Genomic DNA, 15,880 nt, shown 5'->3' on the forward strand with positions numbered 1-15,880 from the left:
TCGCCCACCTTGGCCGGTTCCCGACCCCGCGCCGCCCGACCCGAGCGTCAATCGCGGTAGACGAGGACGAAGTCCCCGCAGGGGTGCGTGCCGCGGCGGTCCGCCGTCTCGTCCAGGGCCCTGCGCAGGGCGCGCAGATGGTCCGCGGTGAGCTGGAGCGGCGGCTCGTCCGGCTGGTACGTGGTGCCCCTGGGATAGTCCTCGCCCGGCGTGGCGGTCATCTCGATGTGACAGCCGAGGACGTGGCGGACCGGCCGGGTGGAGCAGAAGTCCAGCAGCCGGTCCACGGTGGCCGAGTAGGCCTCCCGGTCCTCGATGTAGAGCCGCCCGGGGTAGAGGGAGTCGCCCGTCAGCAGGAGGCCGGTGTGGCGGTCGTGGAAGACCAGGGCGGCCCGGTGGTGGCCGGGGCCGGGGATCAGGTCGAGGACCCGACCTCCCAGGTCCAACGTCCCGGTGCGGTGCGGCCAGTCGGTGAGACCGAAAGCGGCCGTGACCTCGGCCAGCCGGGGGCCCACCAGCGTGGTGCGCGGCCGGTCCGTGAACTGCCCGTCCGCCGCGACGTGGTCGCCGTGCCCGTGGGTGTGGGCGACCACCAGCGAGTACCCCGGCCTCGGATGGCGCTCCAACCAGTCAGCGACGAGCCGGTCGACGGTGTCCCGCAGGGGGAAGTGGGCCGGGTCGGTGGAGGCGCCCGTGTCGAGGAGCAGGGCCCGTTCGTTGCCGAAGAGCAGGAAGAGGAACGGAGCTTCGAAGTGCACGGACTTGTTCTGCCGCAGAATCACCGTGTGTTCGGAGTAGGCGTGGACCTGGATCTCCGGAGCCGGGTCGTGCTTCGGGGAGGGCCAGCCCGCGTGCCAGACGACGTCGAGGCTGCCTGCGACCGGGGCGCCCCGGCGGAAATCGATCACCCCTCCAACCTATCCTCACCGCCCGGCGCCCGGGAGCGGGCCGTCGGCCGGACCCGCCCGGATCGCGCGCCCGGCGACGGAGGCGACGGACAGACCCTAGGTACGCAGGGGGTTCGGCAGGGGGCGGTAGCGGGCGTCCGCCCCGTCGGCGCGGGTCCAGCGCAGCAGCAGGTTGGTCTTCGCGGGCAGCGCGGGGGCGGTGAGGAGCGCGGCGATTTCGGGAAGCCCGCGCTGTTCCTCGTAGCGCAGCAGTTCCTCCCGTACGGCGGGCCACAGGAGCGGTGAGACGTCCGGGTACCGGCCGGCGAGCGCCCCCGCGATCTCCGCCAGGTTGTTGACCACCAGGCAGTACACCAGGCGTTGCCAGGCGTCCGCGCGCGACAGGTCCGGGAGGAGTTTGACTCCTTCGGCGTCCCGGAAGAGGGCCTGCACGGGCATGCCCGACGCGTCGACCGCGACCAGGGTGTTCTGCAGGTGCGCCTCCAGTACGACGCCGTGCCGGGCGAAGAGTTCGAGCACCGGCGGCACGACCTGGCGCAGGTAGGCCCGCCACCACGCCAGCGGGTCGCCGGCACCCGGCGGAGGGCTTCCGGGACCGCCCTCCGCCAGCGCTGCGGCCAGCAGCGGGGTGCCTCCGGGCACGGTGTGGGCGCGCAGGCCGTCGCGTACGAGGACCGCGAGCTCCTCGAAGGCGAAGGCGGCGGTGCGGTATCCGCGGTCGGCGAGCCAGGCGGCGTCCGAGCCGGCCTCTCGCAGTGCGGCGAACCCGGCCTCCACGGCCGCGTCGGTCCGGCGCAGCTTGAGCAGGTCGTGCCGCCAGAGCCGGCGCACGTCGTTGGTGATCCGCACGTCGAGGCTGAACTTCACGAACAGGTCCGCCGACGGATCCGGAACGTGGAGGGTCCGGATGGACGCGGTGGGCCAGGCCGGCCGCCGGCTCTCACCGAGCGGCAGCAGCCGCCCGTCGGCGAACGCCTCGCGCACCGCGGGCCGGTCCCCCGCCAGGCGGAGCTGCCAGGGGTGGGCGGGCAGCAACCGGTAGCCGGCGGGAGGGCGCGGCCCGTCGAGGAGATCGGCGAGGGAGTCGATCGCACCGGTCGCGGCCGCGCCCCCCTCCTCCCAGCAGCTGTCCTCGCGCAGCCCCAGGAAGACCAGCGGGAAGCGGGCGTGCGCCTCGGGTGCGTACGGCAGCCAGCTCCCGGCCGGCGCCCCGCCGCGGGCCTTGGGGGCGGGGTGGTGCGGGTGGCCCATCACCAGGGACTGCTCCGAGAGCAGATACGGGTCGGCCGGGGGCTCCGCGCAGGCCCGGGCGGCGAGCAGCGCGGCGAGCGCGTCGCGGCTGTCGGTGATCTCGACCGGCAGTTCGTCGTTGGTGACGCCCGTGAACCGGCCGAGCTCGTCGGAGACGAGTTTGACCAGTTCGGTGTGGCGGAGCGGGTGCCAGCCGCTGGCCGTGCGCAGTTCGGGGCACACGGGGCGGCGGCCGCCACGCACGCGGAGCAGCCGCCCGCTGCCCCGCAGCCGGTGGACGGCCGTGCCGGCGGGCCCGTCCGGCCCCGCGGGCTCGGCCGCCTCGCGGAGCAGGCAGTTCAGGAGCGGGGTGGCGGCGTAGGCGTCTGCGGCGGCGTTGAGGTCCACTGGTTCCATTCGGTCCATCCGGTGGGCAGGAGGTCCGCGGAGCGGGACCACCGGCCGTGATCGTCGGTATCCGCAATGATTACTTGATCATCCCGTGAAGCGACATTCGAAGCGAAACTCGAAGCGCCATTCCGAAGGCGGAGCCCAGCATGCCCTTTCCCTCCTCCGCGGCCGAAGAAGCCGTCGCCGCCGAACTGGCCGCCGTACGGCCCGCGCTCGTGCCCGCCTACGCCGCCTCGCTGGGCGGCGCCCGGGCGGCCGTGCTCACCCGGCTGTGGCGGGCCCTGGCCTTCGAGCCCCTGCCCTGGATCGCGGGCCGGAAGGGGGCGCCGGACGGGCTGACGCTGCTGCTGGCGGGGGGCGGCCGGCTGGAGGGTCCACCGCCGGACCCGTACGCGACACGGCCCTACGTGGAGGAGCTGCTGCTGGACGGCACGGCCCACCACCGGGCCGGACAGCTCGTCCGCGCCCTCGGGATCCCGCACGGGGAGGACTTCGCTGCCGAGCTGGACGCCAGTACGGCCTCCCTGGCCCTCTCCCGGGCCGGACAGCCGTCCGACGGGCAGGACTCTGTGCCGCAGAGCACCCGGGAGTGGGAGCAGCGGGTGGTCGACGGCCATCCCTACCATCCCAACTGCCGTTCCCGGCCCGGCTTCTCGGTCGCCGAGGAGCTGGCCTACGCACCCGAGCACCGGCCGGTGGTGGAGCTCGGCCTGGTCCCCGTGCGGGCCGAGGAGTGTCTGGTCACCGGCAACTGGCCGGAGCGGCTGCGGGAGGACGGGCGGATCCTGGTCCCGGTACATCCGTGGCAGGCGGCGCACGTAGTGGGGCGCGAGCGGGTGCGGTCCGGCTTCGCGGCCCACCCGCTGATGGCGCTGCGCACGCTGGCTCCCGCCGACGACGGCGCGCACGTGAAGACCGCGCTGAGTGCCCGGCTGACCTCCTCCGTCCGGGACATCTCGGTGTACTCCATCGAGACGGCGGCGGCCGTGTCCGGCTTCGCGCAGGGGCTGGCCGAGCGGCTCGACGGGCGGCTGCACATCACCCGCACGCTGGGAGCGGCGACCGCGCACAGCCCTGACCTCGCGGCCGTGCTGCGCGAGCCGCCCGAGCTGTACGCGGACGCCGCCGCCGGTGAGCGCGTGCTGCCGGTGGCCGCCCTGGCCTGCTATCCGCCCGCCCGGTCAGCGGCGTGGCGGGCGCGGTTCGCCCGCCTCGCGCTGTCGGTGTGCCTGCAGGTGCTGGAACTGGGGGTGGCGCTGGAGGCCCACGGGCAGAACCTCCTGGTCGTCCTGTCCCCCACGGGCGCGCCCCTGCGGCTGGTCTACCGCGACCTCGCCGACATCCGGATCAGCCCGGCCCGGCTGCGGGCGCACGGACTGCCGGTGCCGCCGCTGTCGGGCAGGCTGGTGACGGACGACGTGGCCGTGCTGCGCCGCAAGCTCTTCGGGTCCCTGTTGACCGGGGCGCTCGGCGCCACGGCGGGCTCGGCCGGAGTCTTCGCCGAGGTGCTCGCGGAGGTGGCCGGCCTGCCGGCCACCTCCGACACCGAGGCCCTGCTCACGGGCCTGCTGCCCACCAAGGCCCTCACCCTCATGCGGCTGAGCCCGGACGTCCCGGGCGACCAGTGGGCGGAATTGCCCAATCCGCTGAGCGGAGGATGATCCGGGGCCCCGGGCGGGCTACTGTTCAGGGGCATGACAGCTTCCTCGTACTTGCACTCCGTACGGGCGTACTACGACGCCGTCGCCGTCGACCACGCGCGGCGACACCGCACGGAACTGGCCGGGAAGCCGCTGGACAGAGCCATGCTGGCCGCATTCGCCGCGTGCGTGCGCGGCGAGGACGGCGGGGCTGGCCGCGCGGTCGCCGACCTGGGCTGCGGTCCGGGGCGGGTGACGGCACATCTGGACGGCATCGGGGTGCGTGCCTTCGGCGTGGACCTGTCCCCGGCGATGGTGGCCGTGGCCCGCCGGACGTATCCGGGGCTGCGGTTCGAGGTGGGGTCGATGGCCGCGCTGGACATCGCCGACGGGGTGCTCGGCGGGGTCGTCGCCTGGTATTCCACGGTGCATACGCCGCCCACGGAACTGCCCTCGGTCTTCTCGGAGTTCGCGCGCGTGCTGGCGCCGGGCGGTCACGCCCTGATCGCCTTCGAGCCGGGCGACGAGCGGTCCCGGCCGCAACGCACGGCCGGGGACCCCGTCGGCCTGGACGTGTACCGGATACCGCCGGACCGCATCGCCGCCCTGCTGTCCGGGGCCGGCCTAGCAGAGGTCGCCCGCCTCCTCCGCGAACCGACCCCCTGCGAAACCTCCCCGCAGGCCTTCCTGCTGGCCCGCAAGGGACGGACGGGCTCGGAGCCGGCCGCCGCTTCCGCCCGGCACGCGGACCCGTCCGGGACCCCCGGACCACCCCCGGCCGCAGGCCTCGCCGGTCGGCGGCCGACGGCCCGCCGCCGGGGCTGACGCCCCTGATCGCGCACCGCTGCCGGTCGGTCGGAACCGCGGCCACAGGACGCTTCGAGGCGGACCGGTGGTCACCTGTCCACCCGCCCGGCAGCCCGGCCGGTCCGGCCCTCGGCGATCGGCGGGGCGGCTCCGTACACTGCCCGGCATGGCATGCCGCATCAGTGAGCTGGTCCTGGACTGTGCCGAGCCCGAGCGGCTCGCCGAGTTCTGGGGCAAGGTCCTCGGTTACGTCGAGCTCGGCCGCGAGGACGACGGGAGCATCGAGATCGGGCCGCCCGGCGCCGGGTTCGGCGGCCCGCAGCCCACGCTCGTCCTCAGCCCGAGCGACGATCCGCGGACCGGCAAGCTCCCACTGCACATCGACGTCAACGCCACTGACCGGGACCCGGCCGCAGAGCTGGAACGGCTGCTCGCCCTCGGTGCCCGGCCCGTCGACATCGGCCAGGACGGCACGGAGAACTGGCACGTCCTGGCCGACCCCGAAGGCAACGAGTTCTGCCTGCTCCAGCGCCGCCTGCCGCCCCTCGGGCCACCGGCTCCCTGACGCCCCGCACCCCCTCTGAACGCCGGCTCCCTGACGCCCTGCACCCCTCGGGCACGACCGGGTGCCGACACGGTCCGCCGCCCCGGACCGATCCAGGCGCCGGGTCACCAGCACAGGGGCAACCGTGTCACGCCACGCATCAGGGTGCCCGGGAGCCAGTCGCGCGGTCCGGCCTCCGGGTCCTCGGCCAGGCCGGGGAAACGTTCCAGCAGCGAGCGGATCGCGATACGGCCCTCCAACCGGGCGAGCGGTGCGCCGAGGCAGTGGTGGATGCCGTGGCCGAAGGCCAGGTGGCCCTGGCCGGTGCGCCGGATGTCGAACACCTCCGGTCCGGGCAGCCCCGGCGCGGTGAACCGCGCCGGATCTCGGTCGGCGGCGGCGAGGGCGACCATGACGGAGGATCCGGCCGGGATGGAAACGCCACCGAGCTCCAGATCGGTGTCGGCGAACCGGTACGTGGCATGCTGCACCGGCCCGTCGTAGCGCAGCATCTCCTCCACCGCGCTGCCGATCAGCCCGTCCGGGTCGGCACGGAGCGCGGCGAGCTGCCCGGGATGTGCGAGCAGGGCCCGCACCCCGTTGCCGATCAGGTTGACGGTGGTCTCGTGGCCCGCGACCAACAGCAGGAAGGCCATTCCGATGAGCTCGTCCGGGGAGAGCTGATCGCCGTCCTCGTCGCGGGTCCGGATCAGGGCGCTGAGCAGGTCCTCGCCCGGCTCCTGGGCCTTGGCCGCCACGAGTTCGAAGAGGTAGGCGGTCATCTCCTCAAGGACGCGGGGGTCCGCGCCGGCGCCGTCGAGCGGGGCGACGATCTCGCCCGACCAGTAGCGGAAACGGGCGCGGTCCAGGTTGGGGACGCCCAGCAGCTCGCAGATGACGGTCATCGGCAGCGGTACGGCGAAGGAGGCGATCAGGTCGGCCCGGCGTCCGGGCAGGGCCTCCATCGCGTCCAGCAGCCCGTCGGTGATCTGTTGGACCCGGGGCCGCAGGGACTCGACCCGGCGGGCGGTGAACTCGCGGGCCACCAGACGCCGCAGCCGGGTGTGGTGCGGCGGGTCCGTGTCCAGCATGTTGGTGGCGACGGCGGGGACCTGCGTGACCTCGATCAGCTCGGATCCGAGCCAGTTCTTCGACAGGGCCGGGTGGTTCAGGGCCTCTCTGGCCTCTTCGTGGCCGACGACCAACCAGGCGCGTTCACCGCCCAGCACCAGCCGGTGGACGGGGCCGGCGGCGCGCAGGGCCTCGTAGAAGGGGTACGGGTCGGCGTTGAACTCTTCGGCGTGCGCTGTGAGGTCCACAAGACTCATGGGGGGCAGCCTACGGCGGCGGGTTCGCCGGGCGGGGGTCGGTTCGGGCGTTCATGCGAGCGCGATCCGGGCCGCGGGCCCGACGAGTGGAAACCGCCTCCGCGATGCGCCGTTCGGGGGTCAGCGCGGTGCGCGTGGGACCCGCCTGCACCGGGATCCGGGTGGACGGTGGCAGGAAGGAGGCATGAGCCTCCCTCGGCGCCGGGTCCTCGGCGGTGCGGCCGCGGCCGTCCTCGCCACCGTCGGCGCGGCGGCCGGGGGCCCCGACCTCGGCGCACTGGCCCGCGGGATCGACGGGCGGCTGGTGCTTCCGGGGGACCGCGACTACCCGGAGGCCCGGCGGCTGTTCCAGCCCCGCTACGACACCGTCGCGCCGGCCGCGGTGGCCTATCCCGCGCACGCCGGGGACGTCGCCGTCTGCCTGGACTTCGCCCGGCGCTCGGCCGTGCCCGTGGTACCGCGCGGCGGCGGGCACAGCTACGCCGGCTGGTCCGCCCGAACCGGCGCCCTGGTCGTCGACACCGGAGCGATGGCCGCGGTGAGCGTCGAGGGGGACCGCGTACGGATCGGGGCGGGCGCCCGGCTCGGCGACGTGCACACCGCCCTCGCCGCCCGGGGGCGGGCCGTGCCGGCCGGGCTGTGCCCGTCCGTCGGCATCGCCGGGCTCACGCTCGGCGGTGGCCTCGGCCTGGCCTCCCGGGCGTACGGGACCACCGCGGACCGGCTGACCGGGGCGCGGGTGGTGACCGCCGACGGGACCGTCCGCGAGGTCGCGGCGGACCGGGATCCGGACCTGTTCTGGGCGCTGCGCGGCGGTGGCGGTGGCAACTTCGCCGTGGTGACCGAGTTCCGCTTCCGCACCCACCCCGCCGGCGACTGCGCCTTCGCGGAACTGCACTGGCCCGCCGCCGCTTCCGCGGACGTCCTGCGCGGCTGGCAGCGCTGGCTGGGCGGTCTGCCGGACCCGTTCTGGAGCCAGGTGGAGTTCACGGTCGAGGCAGGGTCCGGGTCCGCACCCGGACCCGGGCCGGCGTCCGGGCCGCGCGGCGCCACCGCGGTGGCGCCCTCCGTCCGGGTGGTGTGCCTCGACGGACGCCAGGAACTGGAACGTCAGTTGACGCGGCTGTCCGACCTGGTGGGCGCGGTGCCGCAGGACAGCTGGATCGTCGTACGCAGCCACGGGGACACCCTGCGGGCCATGTCCGGGTGCCTGGACCTGAGCGCTCCGGAGTGCCGGCTGCCCGGCATCCTGCCCGGTCGGGATCCCCGGGGGCGCCTCGGCAGGGACTCGTACGCCGCCCGCTCCGACTTCTGGGACGGCGCGGGTCTGCCGGACGCGGCGATCGGCGCGGTCCTGGACGCCGTCCGGCGATACGGGGCCGACGCTCCTCGCGGCGGGCTCGGCGTGGTCCAGCTCGACGGGGTCTGCGGCGGCGCCGTGAACCGGGTCGCGGTCGGCGACACCGCCTTCGCGCACCGCGACAGCGCCTTCCTCGCCCAGTACCTCGTCTACTGGCCGGAATCCGCTTCCGCCTCCGACACGGCCCGGCACGAGGCCTGGCTCGACGGGCTGTGGCAGGACCTCCGCCCGTGGGCGAGCGGCCGCGCCTACCAGAACTACATCGACCCGAAGCTCAGTGGCTGGCGCGAGGCCTACTACGGCTCGAACCTCGCCCGGCTGGAGGAGGTCCGGCGTACCCACGATCCGGACCGGCTCTTCCGTTTCCCCCAGGCCGTTTAGGGAGTGTCCGGCATGCGACGTACGTTGACGGTGACCGCGGCCGCGGCCGCCCTGCTGGTGTCCGCGGGGCCGCTGCCCGTGGCCGGGGCGGAGGTCGCCGCCGCGGTGGCCCCGGGCCGCTGGAGCGCGCACGACGCGGAGTCCTTCTGGACGCCCGAGCGGATGGCGGTGGCCCGCCCCCTGCCGCCCGTTGCGCCGGAGGCGGCCGTGGCACCGGGGCCCCCCGTCGTACCGCCGTCGCCCGCCCCACCCGGGGCACCTGCGCCGCCGCTTCCGGTCCCGCCGGTCCCACCGGTCCCACCGGCGGGACCGGCGGGAACGCGGCCGGAGACGCCGCCGCCCTCCCCCACCGCGCCGGTCCCCCTCCCGGCACCCGCTCCCCCTCCCGCCGGACCGGCCCAGCCCCGGATCCCCGCCGCCGGCCCCGGTGTCGGGCAGGACTTCGGCGGTCTTCCGGTCGTCGGCCGGATGTTCCTCGTGAAGGGCGGCGGCTCCTACTTCTGCACCGCGAGCGTGGTCGCCTCCCCCGGCCGCAATCTGGTCATCAGCGCCGCGCACTGCCTGCTCGGGGCCGACACCCGGCAGGTGGCCTTCGTCCCGCGGTACACGCGGGCCACGCCGCGGCCCTTCGGCATGTTCCCGGTCGTGCGCACGGCGGCGGGGCGCTCCAAGATCTGGATCGACCAGCGCTACCGCACCCAGGGCGTCAACCGCGCGGCCGCGCTCGACGTGGCCTTCGCCCAGGTCGGGCCAGGTCCGAAGGGGCGGCGGGTGCAGGACGTGGTCGGCGGCAACCGACTGGTCACCGGTGCGGGCTTCACCCACGCGCGGGTCACGCTCATCGGGCACCCGTCCACCGCCGCCCGGCCGCGCCGGTGCGTGAACCGGACGACGAAGTACACCAGCACCGACGCCCGGATCCCGGGCTCGTTCCTGCGGATCGCCTGCACCGGCTACCCCGGCGGCACCAGCGGCGGCCCCTTCCTGCTGCGGCTGAACGACCGCACCGGAACCGGCGACGTGGTCGGCGTCATCGGCGGCTGGAAGACGGGCGGGAACACGCCCGACGTGTCATACAGCTCCTCCTTCGGCACGGACATCAGGAAGTTGTACGAGAAGGCGGTTGCCGGGGCGAAGGCGCGGTGAGGGCCCGTACCCACCGCGTCCGCCGCGGGTTGCCGACCGAACGCGGGGTCGCCGGCAGCCCGTCGCCGGTCAGCGGCTCGGCGGGCGCCAGGCCGAGCCGGCGGCGCAGGTCGGCCAAGGCCGCGTGGACGGGTGCGAGGACCACCTCGGCGCCCGGCGCGGCGGACGCGAGGGCGTACGCGGTGGTCTCGATCGCCTCGGCGGCGTCCTCGGCCGCGGTCCGGCTCCACCCGCCGGGCGCGCCGGACCCCCAGGGCGCGACGCTGTCGTAGAGGTGGCAGGCGGCATCGGCCGCGGCGTCGGCCCGTTCCCCGACGCCCGGCGCCGCGATGGTCGGCAGTTCCATGCCGGATCAACGAGCCGGTCCCGCCCGGGGGTACGTGAACACCGGTGCCGTTCGTACCGCGGGCCGCTCAGAAGGCGAACGTCCGCAGCCAGAGGGGCAGCAGCACCAGCGACACGAGCGAGGTCTTGATCACGACCGAGGCGGCGAGGTCGACGCCCACGCCGTAGCGCTGGGCGAAGATGAACAGGTTCTGCTGGGTCGGCATCGCGGCGATCAGAACCAGGTACGCCAGCCAGTCGCCCCGCACACCGAAGACCGGCCCGCAGACCGCCCACGTCAGCAGGGGGAACGCCAGGCACTTGAAGCCGATCAGGGCCAGTTCCTCGCGCGTGGTGCCCCGCAGGCGGAGACCGACCCCGCCGAGGTGCAGACCGAGGGCGAACAGGGCCACCGGCGAGGCGCTGTTGCCGACGAAGGCGGCTCCGTCGAGCAGCACGGCCGGAACCCGCACCGACAACAGGTTGAGCAGGATGCCCGTGTTGCAGGCGAGGACCAGCGGGGTGGTGAGCGAGGTGCCGGCGGCCCGGTACAGCCGCCGGCCCGGTCCGGCCCCGTCGGGGGCGGACCGGCCCAGCTCCATGAGGGCGATGACGACCAGGGACAGGACGCAGACCTGGAAGAGCAGGATCGGGAAGATCGGCGCGGCCGTCCCGAAGACGGTGATGAACACGGGGACGGCGAAGTAGGCCGTGTTCACCTGGACTGCGGCCATCACGCGCAAGGCCACATCGCGGGGCTCCCGCAGCCCCCGGGCGACCACCGCCAGCGCGACGGCCGCCGCGGCGATCGTCGCGGCCGCTGCGTAGCCGCTGATCGACCGCCGGTCGAACAGGGTGGCGAGGTCGCTCGTGTAGATGTTGCCGAAGAGATAGCACGGCACCGCGAAGAGGAAGGCGTAGTCGGAGAAGACCTTGGACGCCGCTGCCGGAACGGCCCTGCGGCGCGCGAGGAGGACTCCGCCGCCGAAGGCCAGCAGCACCGGCACCAGTTTCTCCAGCGCGGCCGCCCCGCCCATGCCAACATCTCCCCCATGATCGGCTCGGGTGCAGCGTACCCCGGCGCCCTCGCGGGCCCGGCGGATCATAGGCTGGTGCGATCATGAGCGACAGAGCCCGCGAACGGACCGGAAGCCACCCCCCGGCAGGGGCGCCCGCCCGCACCGCCGACCCGTGGGGGCCCGGCGCCCGGACCCGAATCAGCGAGGCCCTGCGCGCCGGCGCCGCTCCGACCCCGCCGCTGTTCGCACGGGCTCCCAAGGCCTGGCAGCGCGCGCTCCCCTACCTCGTGACCGGGGTCTTCGTGGTCGCGCTGCTGCCGACGACCATATCGGTGCTCACCAACGACTACGGCATGAACGGGGGTTGGGCGGGCGCGTTCGCAGTGGCGCAGACGGTGCCGCTGCTTCTCGCGGTGACCCGGGCGCTGCCCGCCTGGCTGCTCGTCCTGGTGGCGGACACCGCCGGTGCGGTCCCGCTGGCCCTGGCCGACGAGGTGGCCGGACACCCCTGGCCGTGGACGCCGATGGCCATCGTCGGCTACCTCGTGCTGATGGCCTGCCTGGGGCTGCGCGAGTCCGTCCGGACCCTGGTCGGGGTGTGGCTGGCGACGGGCGTCGTCGGTGCGGTGCTGGGCTTCTTCCAGCCCCGGCACACCATGAACAGCGCAGCGCTGCTCTTGGTGCTCGCCGGTGTCGTGCTGGCGCTGGCGGGCGCCCTGCGCGGGCTGGGCGACGCGCGCCGGCGGATCGCCGAGCAGGAGGTCATCAGCGAGGCCGAACGGTCCCGGCGCACCCTGCTGGAAGAACGCGCGCGGATCGCACGCGAGTTGCACGACGTCGTGGCCCACCACATGTCGGTGATCACTGTGCAGGCCGATTCGGCGCCCTACCGGCTGCCGGGCATGCCGGAACCGGTGCAGCAGGAGTTCGCCGCGATCGCGGCCGGCGCGCGGGAATCGCTCGCGGAGATGCGCCGGCTGCTGAGCGTCCTGCGGGCCCCCGACGGGGCGGGTCCCGCGGACGGCCCCGGTGGAGGCGACGGCGCCGCCGCCGGCGAGCGGGCTCCGCAGCCGGGGATCGGCCGGCTCCAGCAGCTGGTGGAGGCCACCGTACGGGCGGGCCAGCCGGTGGAACTGTCGCTGGCGGCCGGCGCGGCGCAGGCGGCCCCGCCCGCGGTGGACCTGTCGGCGTACCGGATCGTGCAGGAGGCACTCGCCAACGTGGTGCGCCACGCGCCGGGCGCACCGACCCGGGTCTCGGTCACGGCCGACGAGGACGAAGTGCTGGTGCTCGTCGTCAACGGGCCGGCGGACCGGGAGGCGCTGGTGGAGCCGCGGGGTCCGGGCACGGGGCACGGTCTGGTGGGGATGCGGGAGCGCGTACGGTTGACCGGGGGGACGCTGGACACCGGGCCACTGCCCGACGGGGGCTTCCGGGTCGCCGCGCGCCTGCCGGTGCGCGGCGGTGACGGGAACGCCGCGGCGTGCGAAGCGAACGAGACGTACGAGGAGCGCAGTTGACCATCCGCGTGGTCATCGTCGACGACCAGGCCATGGTGCGGGCGGGATTTGCCGCGCTGCTGTCCGCGCAGGCCGACATCGACGTGGTGGGCGAGGCCCCGGACGGCCGGCAGGGGGTGCAGGTGTCCCGCTCCATGCATCCCGACGTGGTGTTGATGGACGTACGGATGCCGGAGATGGACGGACTGACGGCGGCCAGGGAGATCCTCGAACCGCCGCCCGGGGTGGTGCACCGGCCGCGGGTGCTGATGCTGACCACCTTCGACATCGACGACTACGTGTACGAGGCCTTGCGCGCCGGGGCCTCGGGCTTCCTGCTGAAGGACGCCCCGCCGGCCGATCTGATCGCGGCGGTACGCGTCGTGGCGTCGGGCGAGGCACTTCTGGCGCCCTCGGTGACCCGGCGGCTGATCGCGGACTTCGTCCGGCAGCGGCCCGCGCCGCGCAGGGACCCGGCGCTACGGCTCAACGGTCTGACCCCGCGCGAGACCGAGGTGCTGGAGCTGATCGCGCGGGGGCTGTCGAACCAGGAGATCGCCGGTCACCTGGTCCTGGCGGAGCAGACGGTGAAGACGCACATCGGGCGGGTGCTGGCCAAGCTCGACCTGCGGGACCGAGCCCAGGCGGTGATCTTCGCCTACGAGGCGGGCCTGGTGCGGCCGGGCGGCTCGGCCTGAGCCGACGGGCAGCCCGGCGCGCGGAGCGGACGGGACGTCCGCCGGGCATCGGCCCGCGGCGGGTCCGCGCGAGGCCGCGTCCTCCTCCACCCCCTACCGGGGTATGACATCCGGCTTGGCTCCACGGTCGGACGTGCCCGCAGGTGCCGTCTTCCTACCTTCGCCCTCGTCACGAGGAGAGGAGAAGGGGCATGCGCCGCTTGGGAAGGACACTGGTCACGGCCGCGCTGGCAGTGGCCGCCGCCGGGGGGACGGCCGGTTGGGCCTCGGGCGACAGCCAGTCGGCGGTCACCGGGCCGCCGCCGGGCAGCGCCGCCTGGCGTGCCGACACGGCCTACGGCCGGGCGCTGCCCGATCCGGCGACGGCGACGCCGCACGAGGTGGCCCGGTTCTTCGCAGGGCTCGACGCGGCGGCGCGCACGGCGCTCGTACGGTCCCATCCGCTGGTGGTCGGCAATCTCGACGGGGCTCCGGTGCCCCTGCGGTACGAGGCCAACCGCATCGCCGCGGCCGCCACGGGTGATGCGCGGTACGCGTCCCTGGCCGCGCCCGACCGGCAGATCCTGGCCTTCGACCCGCGCGGCCGGGGGCAGGTCGCCGAGGTCTTCGGAGATCTGGAACACGCCGCGCACGTGTCGGTGATCGTGCCCGGCAACGACAACGACGCCGCTTCCTACGACGCCCGGCGCGCGCCGCACACCGGCCCGGCCGGAATGGCCCGGGCGCTGCGCGCGGCGACCGAGGGGGCCGCGCCCGGCGGTTCGGTGGCCGTCGTCGCGTGGACGGGGTACACCACTCCGGTCGGCGTCGGCCTCGACGCCGCCGGCGGACGGCTGGCCGCGGCCGGGGCGAGCCGCCTGACCCGCTTCACCGCGGGGCTCGACGCGGTCGGCGCACCCGACCCGGTGCTGTTCTGCCACAGCTACGGCTCGGTGGTCTGCGGACTGGCAGCCCGGCACACCGACGCGACCGACCTCGTCGCCTTCGGTTCTCCGGGCATGCGGGCGGACACCGCGGACGCCCTGCACACCGGCGCCCGTGTCTGGGCGGCCCGGGGGCCCTCGGACTGGATCGCGGATGTTCCGAACGTCAGCCTCGCCGGGATCGGCCACGGCGCGGACCCGACCTCCGCGGCCTTCGGCGCGCGCCGGGTACCCGCGGCCGATGTGCGGGGCCACGCGGGCTACTTCGCGCCCGGCACGCAGTCCCTCGCGGCGTTCGCGGCGATCGCCAAGGGGGAGGCCCGATGAGAGCCGCGATGAGCCCGGCCACGGTCCTGGCACCCCTGCGCCGGACCGTCGGGCGGATCGACCGGCGGACCCCGGCCCACCGCGACCGGGCGGTCGACGGGCTGCGCGCCCTGGCGCTGCTGGCCGTACCGACCGGCCACTGGATACTCGGCGGCTTCACCCTCGACGCCGACGGCGCTCTGCACAACTCCAGTCCGCTGTCGTCCTTCGGCGAACTGGCACCGGCGAGCTGGCTGCTGCAGATGCTGGGAGTCTTCTTCCTCGTCGGCGGGTACGCCTCGGTGCTCTCCCACCGGCGCCGTTCGGGGTCGACGGGCGCCTGGCTGAAGGGCCGGATCGTCCGCCTGGGGCGGCCGGTGCTCGGCGTCACCGCGGTGTGGGGACTGGCCGCGCCGGTGCTGTACGCGGCCGGGGTGCCGGAGGCGACGCTGCGGACCGGCGCGACGCTGGTCGTCCAACCGCTGTGGTTCGTCGCCGTGTACGTGGTGGTCACCGCACTGACCCCGTACTGTGCGCGGGCCGCGCAGCGGCTCGGAGGCTGGGCGGCGGCGCCGATGCTGGTCTCGGTCGCGGTGGTGGACCTCCTGCGCTACGGCCCGACCGCGCAGTCCGTGCCGTCGTGGCTGCCGGTGCTGAACGTCCTGCCGGGCTGGCTGTTCGCGTACCAGCTGGGCGTTGCCTGGGGCGAGCGGCGGATCGGGCGCCGCGGGGCCCGGCTGCTGCTGGTCGGCGGGGTGCTGCTGTTCGCGGTGCTGCTGGCGGTCTTCCACTATCCGGCGTCGATGGTGGGGGTGCCGGGTGCGGCCCGGACCAACTCGCACCCGCCGTCGCTGCTCGTGCTCGCCCTGGCCTCGGCGCAGTCGGGTGCGGCGATCCTGCTGCGCGACCGGCTGGCCCGGCTGCTGGCCCGGCCCGCCCTGTGGGCCCCGGTGGTGGTGGTCAACCTGTGTGCGATGACGATCCTGTGCTGGCACCAGACGGCGATGCTGGCGGCTGCCGTGCCGGCGTCGTTCGCGGGTGGTGTGGCCGGGCTCACCGCGGCGCCGGACAGTCCGGGCTGGATCGCGGCGCGGATGGCGTGGATGCCGGTGTTCGCGGCACTGCTGGTGGCGATCGCCCGGTACGCGCGGCGGTTCGAGGCGCCGCCGGCGCCGGGCCGGCCGCCGAGCGCGGCGCGGCGTACGGTGGTGGGACTGCTGGCGGCGGGCTTCGGACTGTTCGCGCTGGGGCTGGCCTAGTACTCCAGCAGTACTTCGTGGCTTGACCTGGGGAAACGTCGAGCGGTGGGAGTGTAGCGGGCAGGATGCCGTCACGGACGGCTTCTGCCCGCCCGCC

General features: G+C 74.9%; 14 protein-coding genes. 9 read left to right on the forward strand and 5 right to left on the reverse strand.

The genetic code is table 11. The features are described 5' to 3' along the window. Positions 1–47: 47 nt before the first annotated feature. Entirely contained in the window at positions 48–908 is an 861-nt protein-coding gene (locus ACFW2G_RS25200) for an MBL fold metallo-hydrolase (RefSeq protein ID WP_384453256.1), read from the reverse strand. A gap of 96 nt (positions 909–1,004) precedes the next feature. Then, positions 1,005–2,564 carry an IucA/IucC family protein gene (locus ACFW2G_RS25205; protein ID WP_384453259.1) on the reverse strand — a complete coding sequence of 520 codons (1,560 nt, stop codon included), beginning with the start codon at positions 2,562–2,564 and terminating at the stop codon, positions 1,005–1,007. Positions 2,565–2,695: 131 nt separating this feature from the next. Between ACFW2G_RS25205 and ACFW2G_RS25210 the strand changes: the two genes are divergently transcribed. From ACFW2G_RS25210 to ACFW2G_RS25220, 3 genes are all read left to right on the forward strand, one after another. Next, on the forward strand, positions 2,696–4,210 hold the full coding sequence (locus ACFW2G_RS25210) for an IucA/IucC family protein (RefSeq protein WP_384583978.1): 1,515 nt from the start codon (positions 2,696–2,698) through the stop codon (positions 4,208–4,210). 33 nt (positions 4,211–4,243) lie between these two features. After that, positions 4,244–5,014: a class I SAM-dependent DNA methyltransferase gene (locus ACFW2G_RS25215; RefSeq protein WP_384583981.1), complete on the forward strand. Its 771-nt coding sequence runs from the start codon at positions 4,244–4,246 to the stop codon at positions 5,012–5,014. Between the two features lie 148 nt (positions 5,015–5,162). Then, positions 5,163–5,561 (forward strand): VOC family protein, encoded by a 399-nt coding sequence (locus ACFW2G_RS25220; RefSeq protein ID WP_384583984.1) that lies wholly within the window; start codon positions 5,163–5,165, stop codon positions 5,559–5,561. A gap of 104 nt (positions 5,562–5,665) precedes the next feature. On the opposite strand, the gene ACFW2G_RS25225 is transcribed toward ACFW2G_RS25220, so the two are convergent. Beyond that, positions 5,666–6,868 (reverse strand): cytochrome P450, encoded by a 1,203-nt coding sequence (locus ACFW2G_RS25225; protein WP_384583987.1) that lies wholly within the window; start codon positions 6,866–6,868, stop codon positions 5,666–5,668. Positions 6,869–7,052: 184 nt separating this feature from the next. On the opposite strand from ACFW2G_RS25225, the gene ACFW2G_RS25230 reads away from it, so the two are divergent. After that, positions 7,053–8,609 carry an FAD-binding oxidoreductase gene (locus ACFW2G_RS25230; protein WP_384453273.1) on the forward strand — a complete coding sequence of 519 codons (1,557 nt, stop codon included), beginning with the start codon at positions 7,053–7,055 and terminating at the stop codon, positions 8,607–8,609. Between the two features lie 12 nt (positions 8,610–8,621). After that, positions 8,622–9,755 (forward strand): hypothetical protein, encoded by a 1,134-nt coding sequence (locus tag ACFW2G_RS25235; RefSeq protein ID WP_384583990.1) that lies wholly within the window; start codon positions 8,622–8,624, stop codon positions 9,753–9,755. Here ACFW2G_RS25235 and ACFW2G_RS25240 read toward each other — a convergent pair. Then, complete coding sequence (locus ACFW2G_RS25240) at positions 9,709–10,101, reverse strand: hypothetical protein (protein ID WP_384453279.1); 393 nt, start codon at positions 10,099–10,101, stop codon at positions 9,709–9,711. The genes ACFW2G_RS25235 and ACFW2G_RS25240 overlap by 47 nt on opposite strands. 67 nt (positions 10,102–10,168) lie before the next feature. Continuing rightward, positions 10,169–11,116, reverse strand: coding sequence for an AEC family transporter (locus tag ACFW2G_RS25245; protein ID WP_384583993.1), 948 nt, complete (start codon positions 11,114–11,116; stop codon positions 10,169–10,171). Positions 11,117–11,199: 83 nt separating this feature from the next. Between ACFW2G_RS25245 and ACFW2G_RS25250 the strand changes: the two genes are divergently transcribed. From ACFW2G_RS25250 to ACFW2G_RS25265, 4 genes are all read left to right on the forward strand, one after another. Next, a complete protein-coding gene (locus tag ACFW2G_RS25250) occupies positions 11,200–12,618 on the forward strand; it encodes a sensor histidine kinase (protein WP_384453284.1) in 1,419 nt (472 codons plus the stop codon). Continuing rightward, positions 12,615–13,295 carry a response regulator gene (locus tag ACFW2G_RS25255; protein WP_384453287.1) on the forward strand — a complete coding sequence of 227 codons (681 nt, stop codon included), beginning with the start codon at positions 12,615–12,617 and terminating at the stop codon, positions 13,293–13,295. Before ACFW2G_RS25250 ends, ACFW2G_RS25255 begins: the two co-directional genes overlap by 4 nt. Before the next feature lie 191 nt (positions 13,296–13,486). Further along, entirely contained in the window at positions 13,487–14,545 is a 1,059-nt protein-coding gene (locus tag ACFW2G_RS25260; RefSeq protein ID WP_384453290.1) for an alpha/beta hydrolase, read from the forward strand. Positions 14,546–14,553: 8 nt separating this feature from the next. Next, positions 14,554–15,783: an acyltransferase gene (locus ACFW2G_RS25265; protein WP_384583996.1), complete on the forward strand. Its 1,230-nt coding sequence runs from the start codon at positions 14,554–14,556 to the stop codon at positions 15,781–15,783. Positions 15,784–15,880: the final 97 nt, after the last annotated feature.

Origin of the sequence: Streptomyces sp. NPDC058880 (genome assembly GCF_042742535.1) — a bacterium.
GTDB lineage: Bacteria > Actinomycetota > Actinomycetes > Streptomycetales > Streptomycetaceae > Streptomyces.

Excerpts from the sequence above, each read along its gene's own strand:
- ACFW2G_RS25250 (WP_384453284.1), top strand. The coding sequence starts at position 11,200 with ATGAGCGACAGAGCCCGCGAACGGACCGGAAGCCACCCCCCGGCAGGG.
- ACFW2G_RS25215 (WP_384583981.1), top strand. The coding sequence starts at position 4,244 with ATGACAGCTTCCTCGTACTTGCACTCCGTACGGGCGTACTACGACGCC.
- ACFW2G_RS25240 (WP_384453279.1), bottom strand. The coding sequence starts at position 10,101 with ATGGAACTGCCGACCATCGCGGCGCCGGGCGTCGGGGAACGGGCCGAC.
- ACFW2G_RS25235 (WP_384583990.1), top strand. The coding sequence starts at position 8,622 with ATGCGACGTACGTTGACGGTGACCGCGGCCGCGGCCGCCCTGCTGGTG.
- ACFW2G_RS25230 (WP_384453273.1), top strand. The coding sequence starts at position 7,053 with ATGAGCCTCCCTCGGCGCCGGGTCCTCGGCGGTGCGGCCGCGGCCGTC.
- ACFW2G_RS25260 (WP_384453290.1), top strand. The coding sequence starts at position 13,487 with ATGCGCCGCTTGGGAAGGACACTGGTCACGGCCGCGCTGGCAGTGGCC.
- ACFW2G_RS25265 (WP_384583996.1), top strand. The coding sequence starts at position 14,554 with ATGAGCCCGGCCACGGTCCTGGCACCCCTGCGCCGGACCGTCGGGCGG.
- ACFW2G_RS25220 (WP_384583984.1), top strand. The coding sequence starts at position 5,163 with ATGGCATGCCGCATCAGTGAGCTGGTCCTGGACTGTGCCGAGCCCGAG.
- ACFW2G_RS25225 (WP_384583987.1), bottom strand. The coding sequence starts at position 6,868 with ATGAGTCTTGTGGACCTCACAGCGCACGCCGAAGAGTTCAACGCCGAC.
- ACFW2G_RS25245 (WP_384583993.1), bottom strand. The coding sequence starts at position 11,116 with ATGGGCGGGGCGGCCGCGCTGGAGAAACTGGTGCCGGTGCTGCTGGCC.
- ACFW2G_RS25210 (WP_384583978.1), top strand. The coding sequence starts at position 2,696 with ATGCCCTTTCCCTCCTCCGCGGCCGAAGAAGCCGTCGCCGCCGAACTG.
- ACFW2G_RS25205 (WP_384453259.1), bottom strand. The coding sequence starts at position 2,564 with ATGGACCGAATGGAACCAGTGGACCTCAACGCCGCCGCAGACGCCTAC.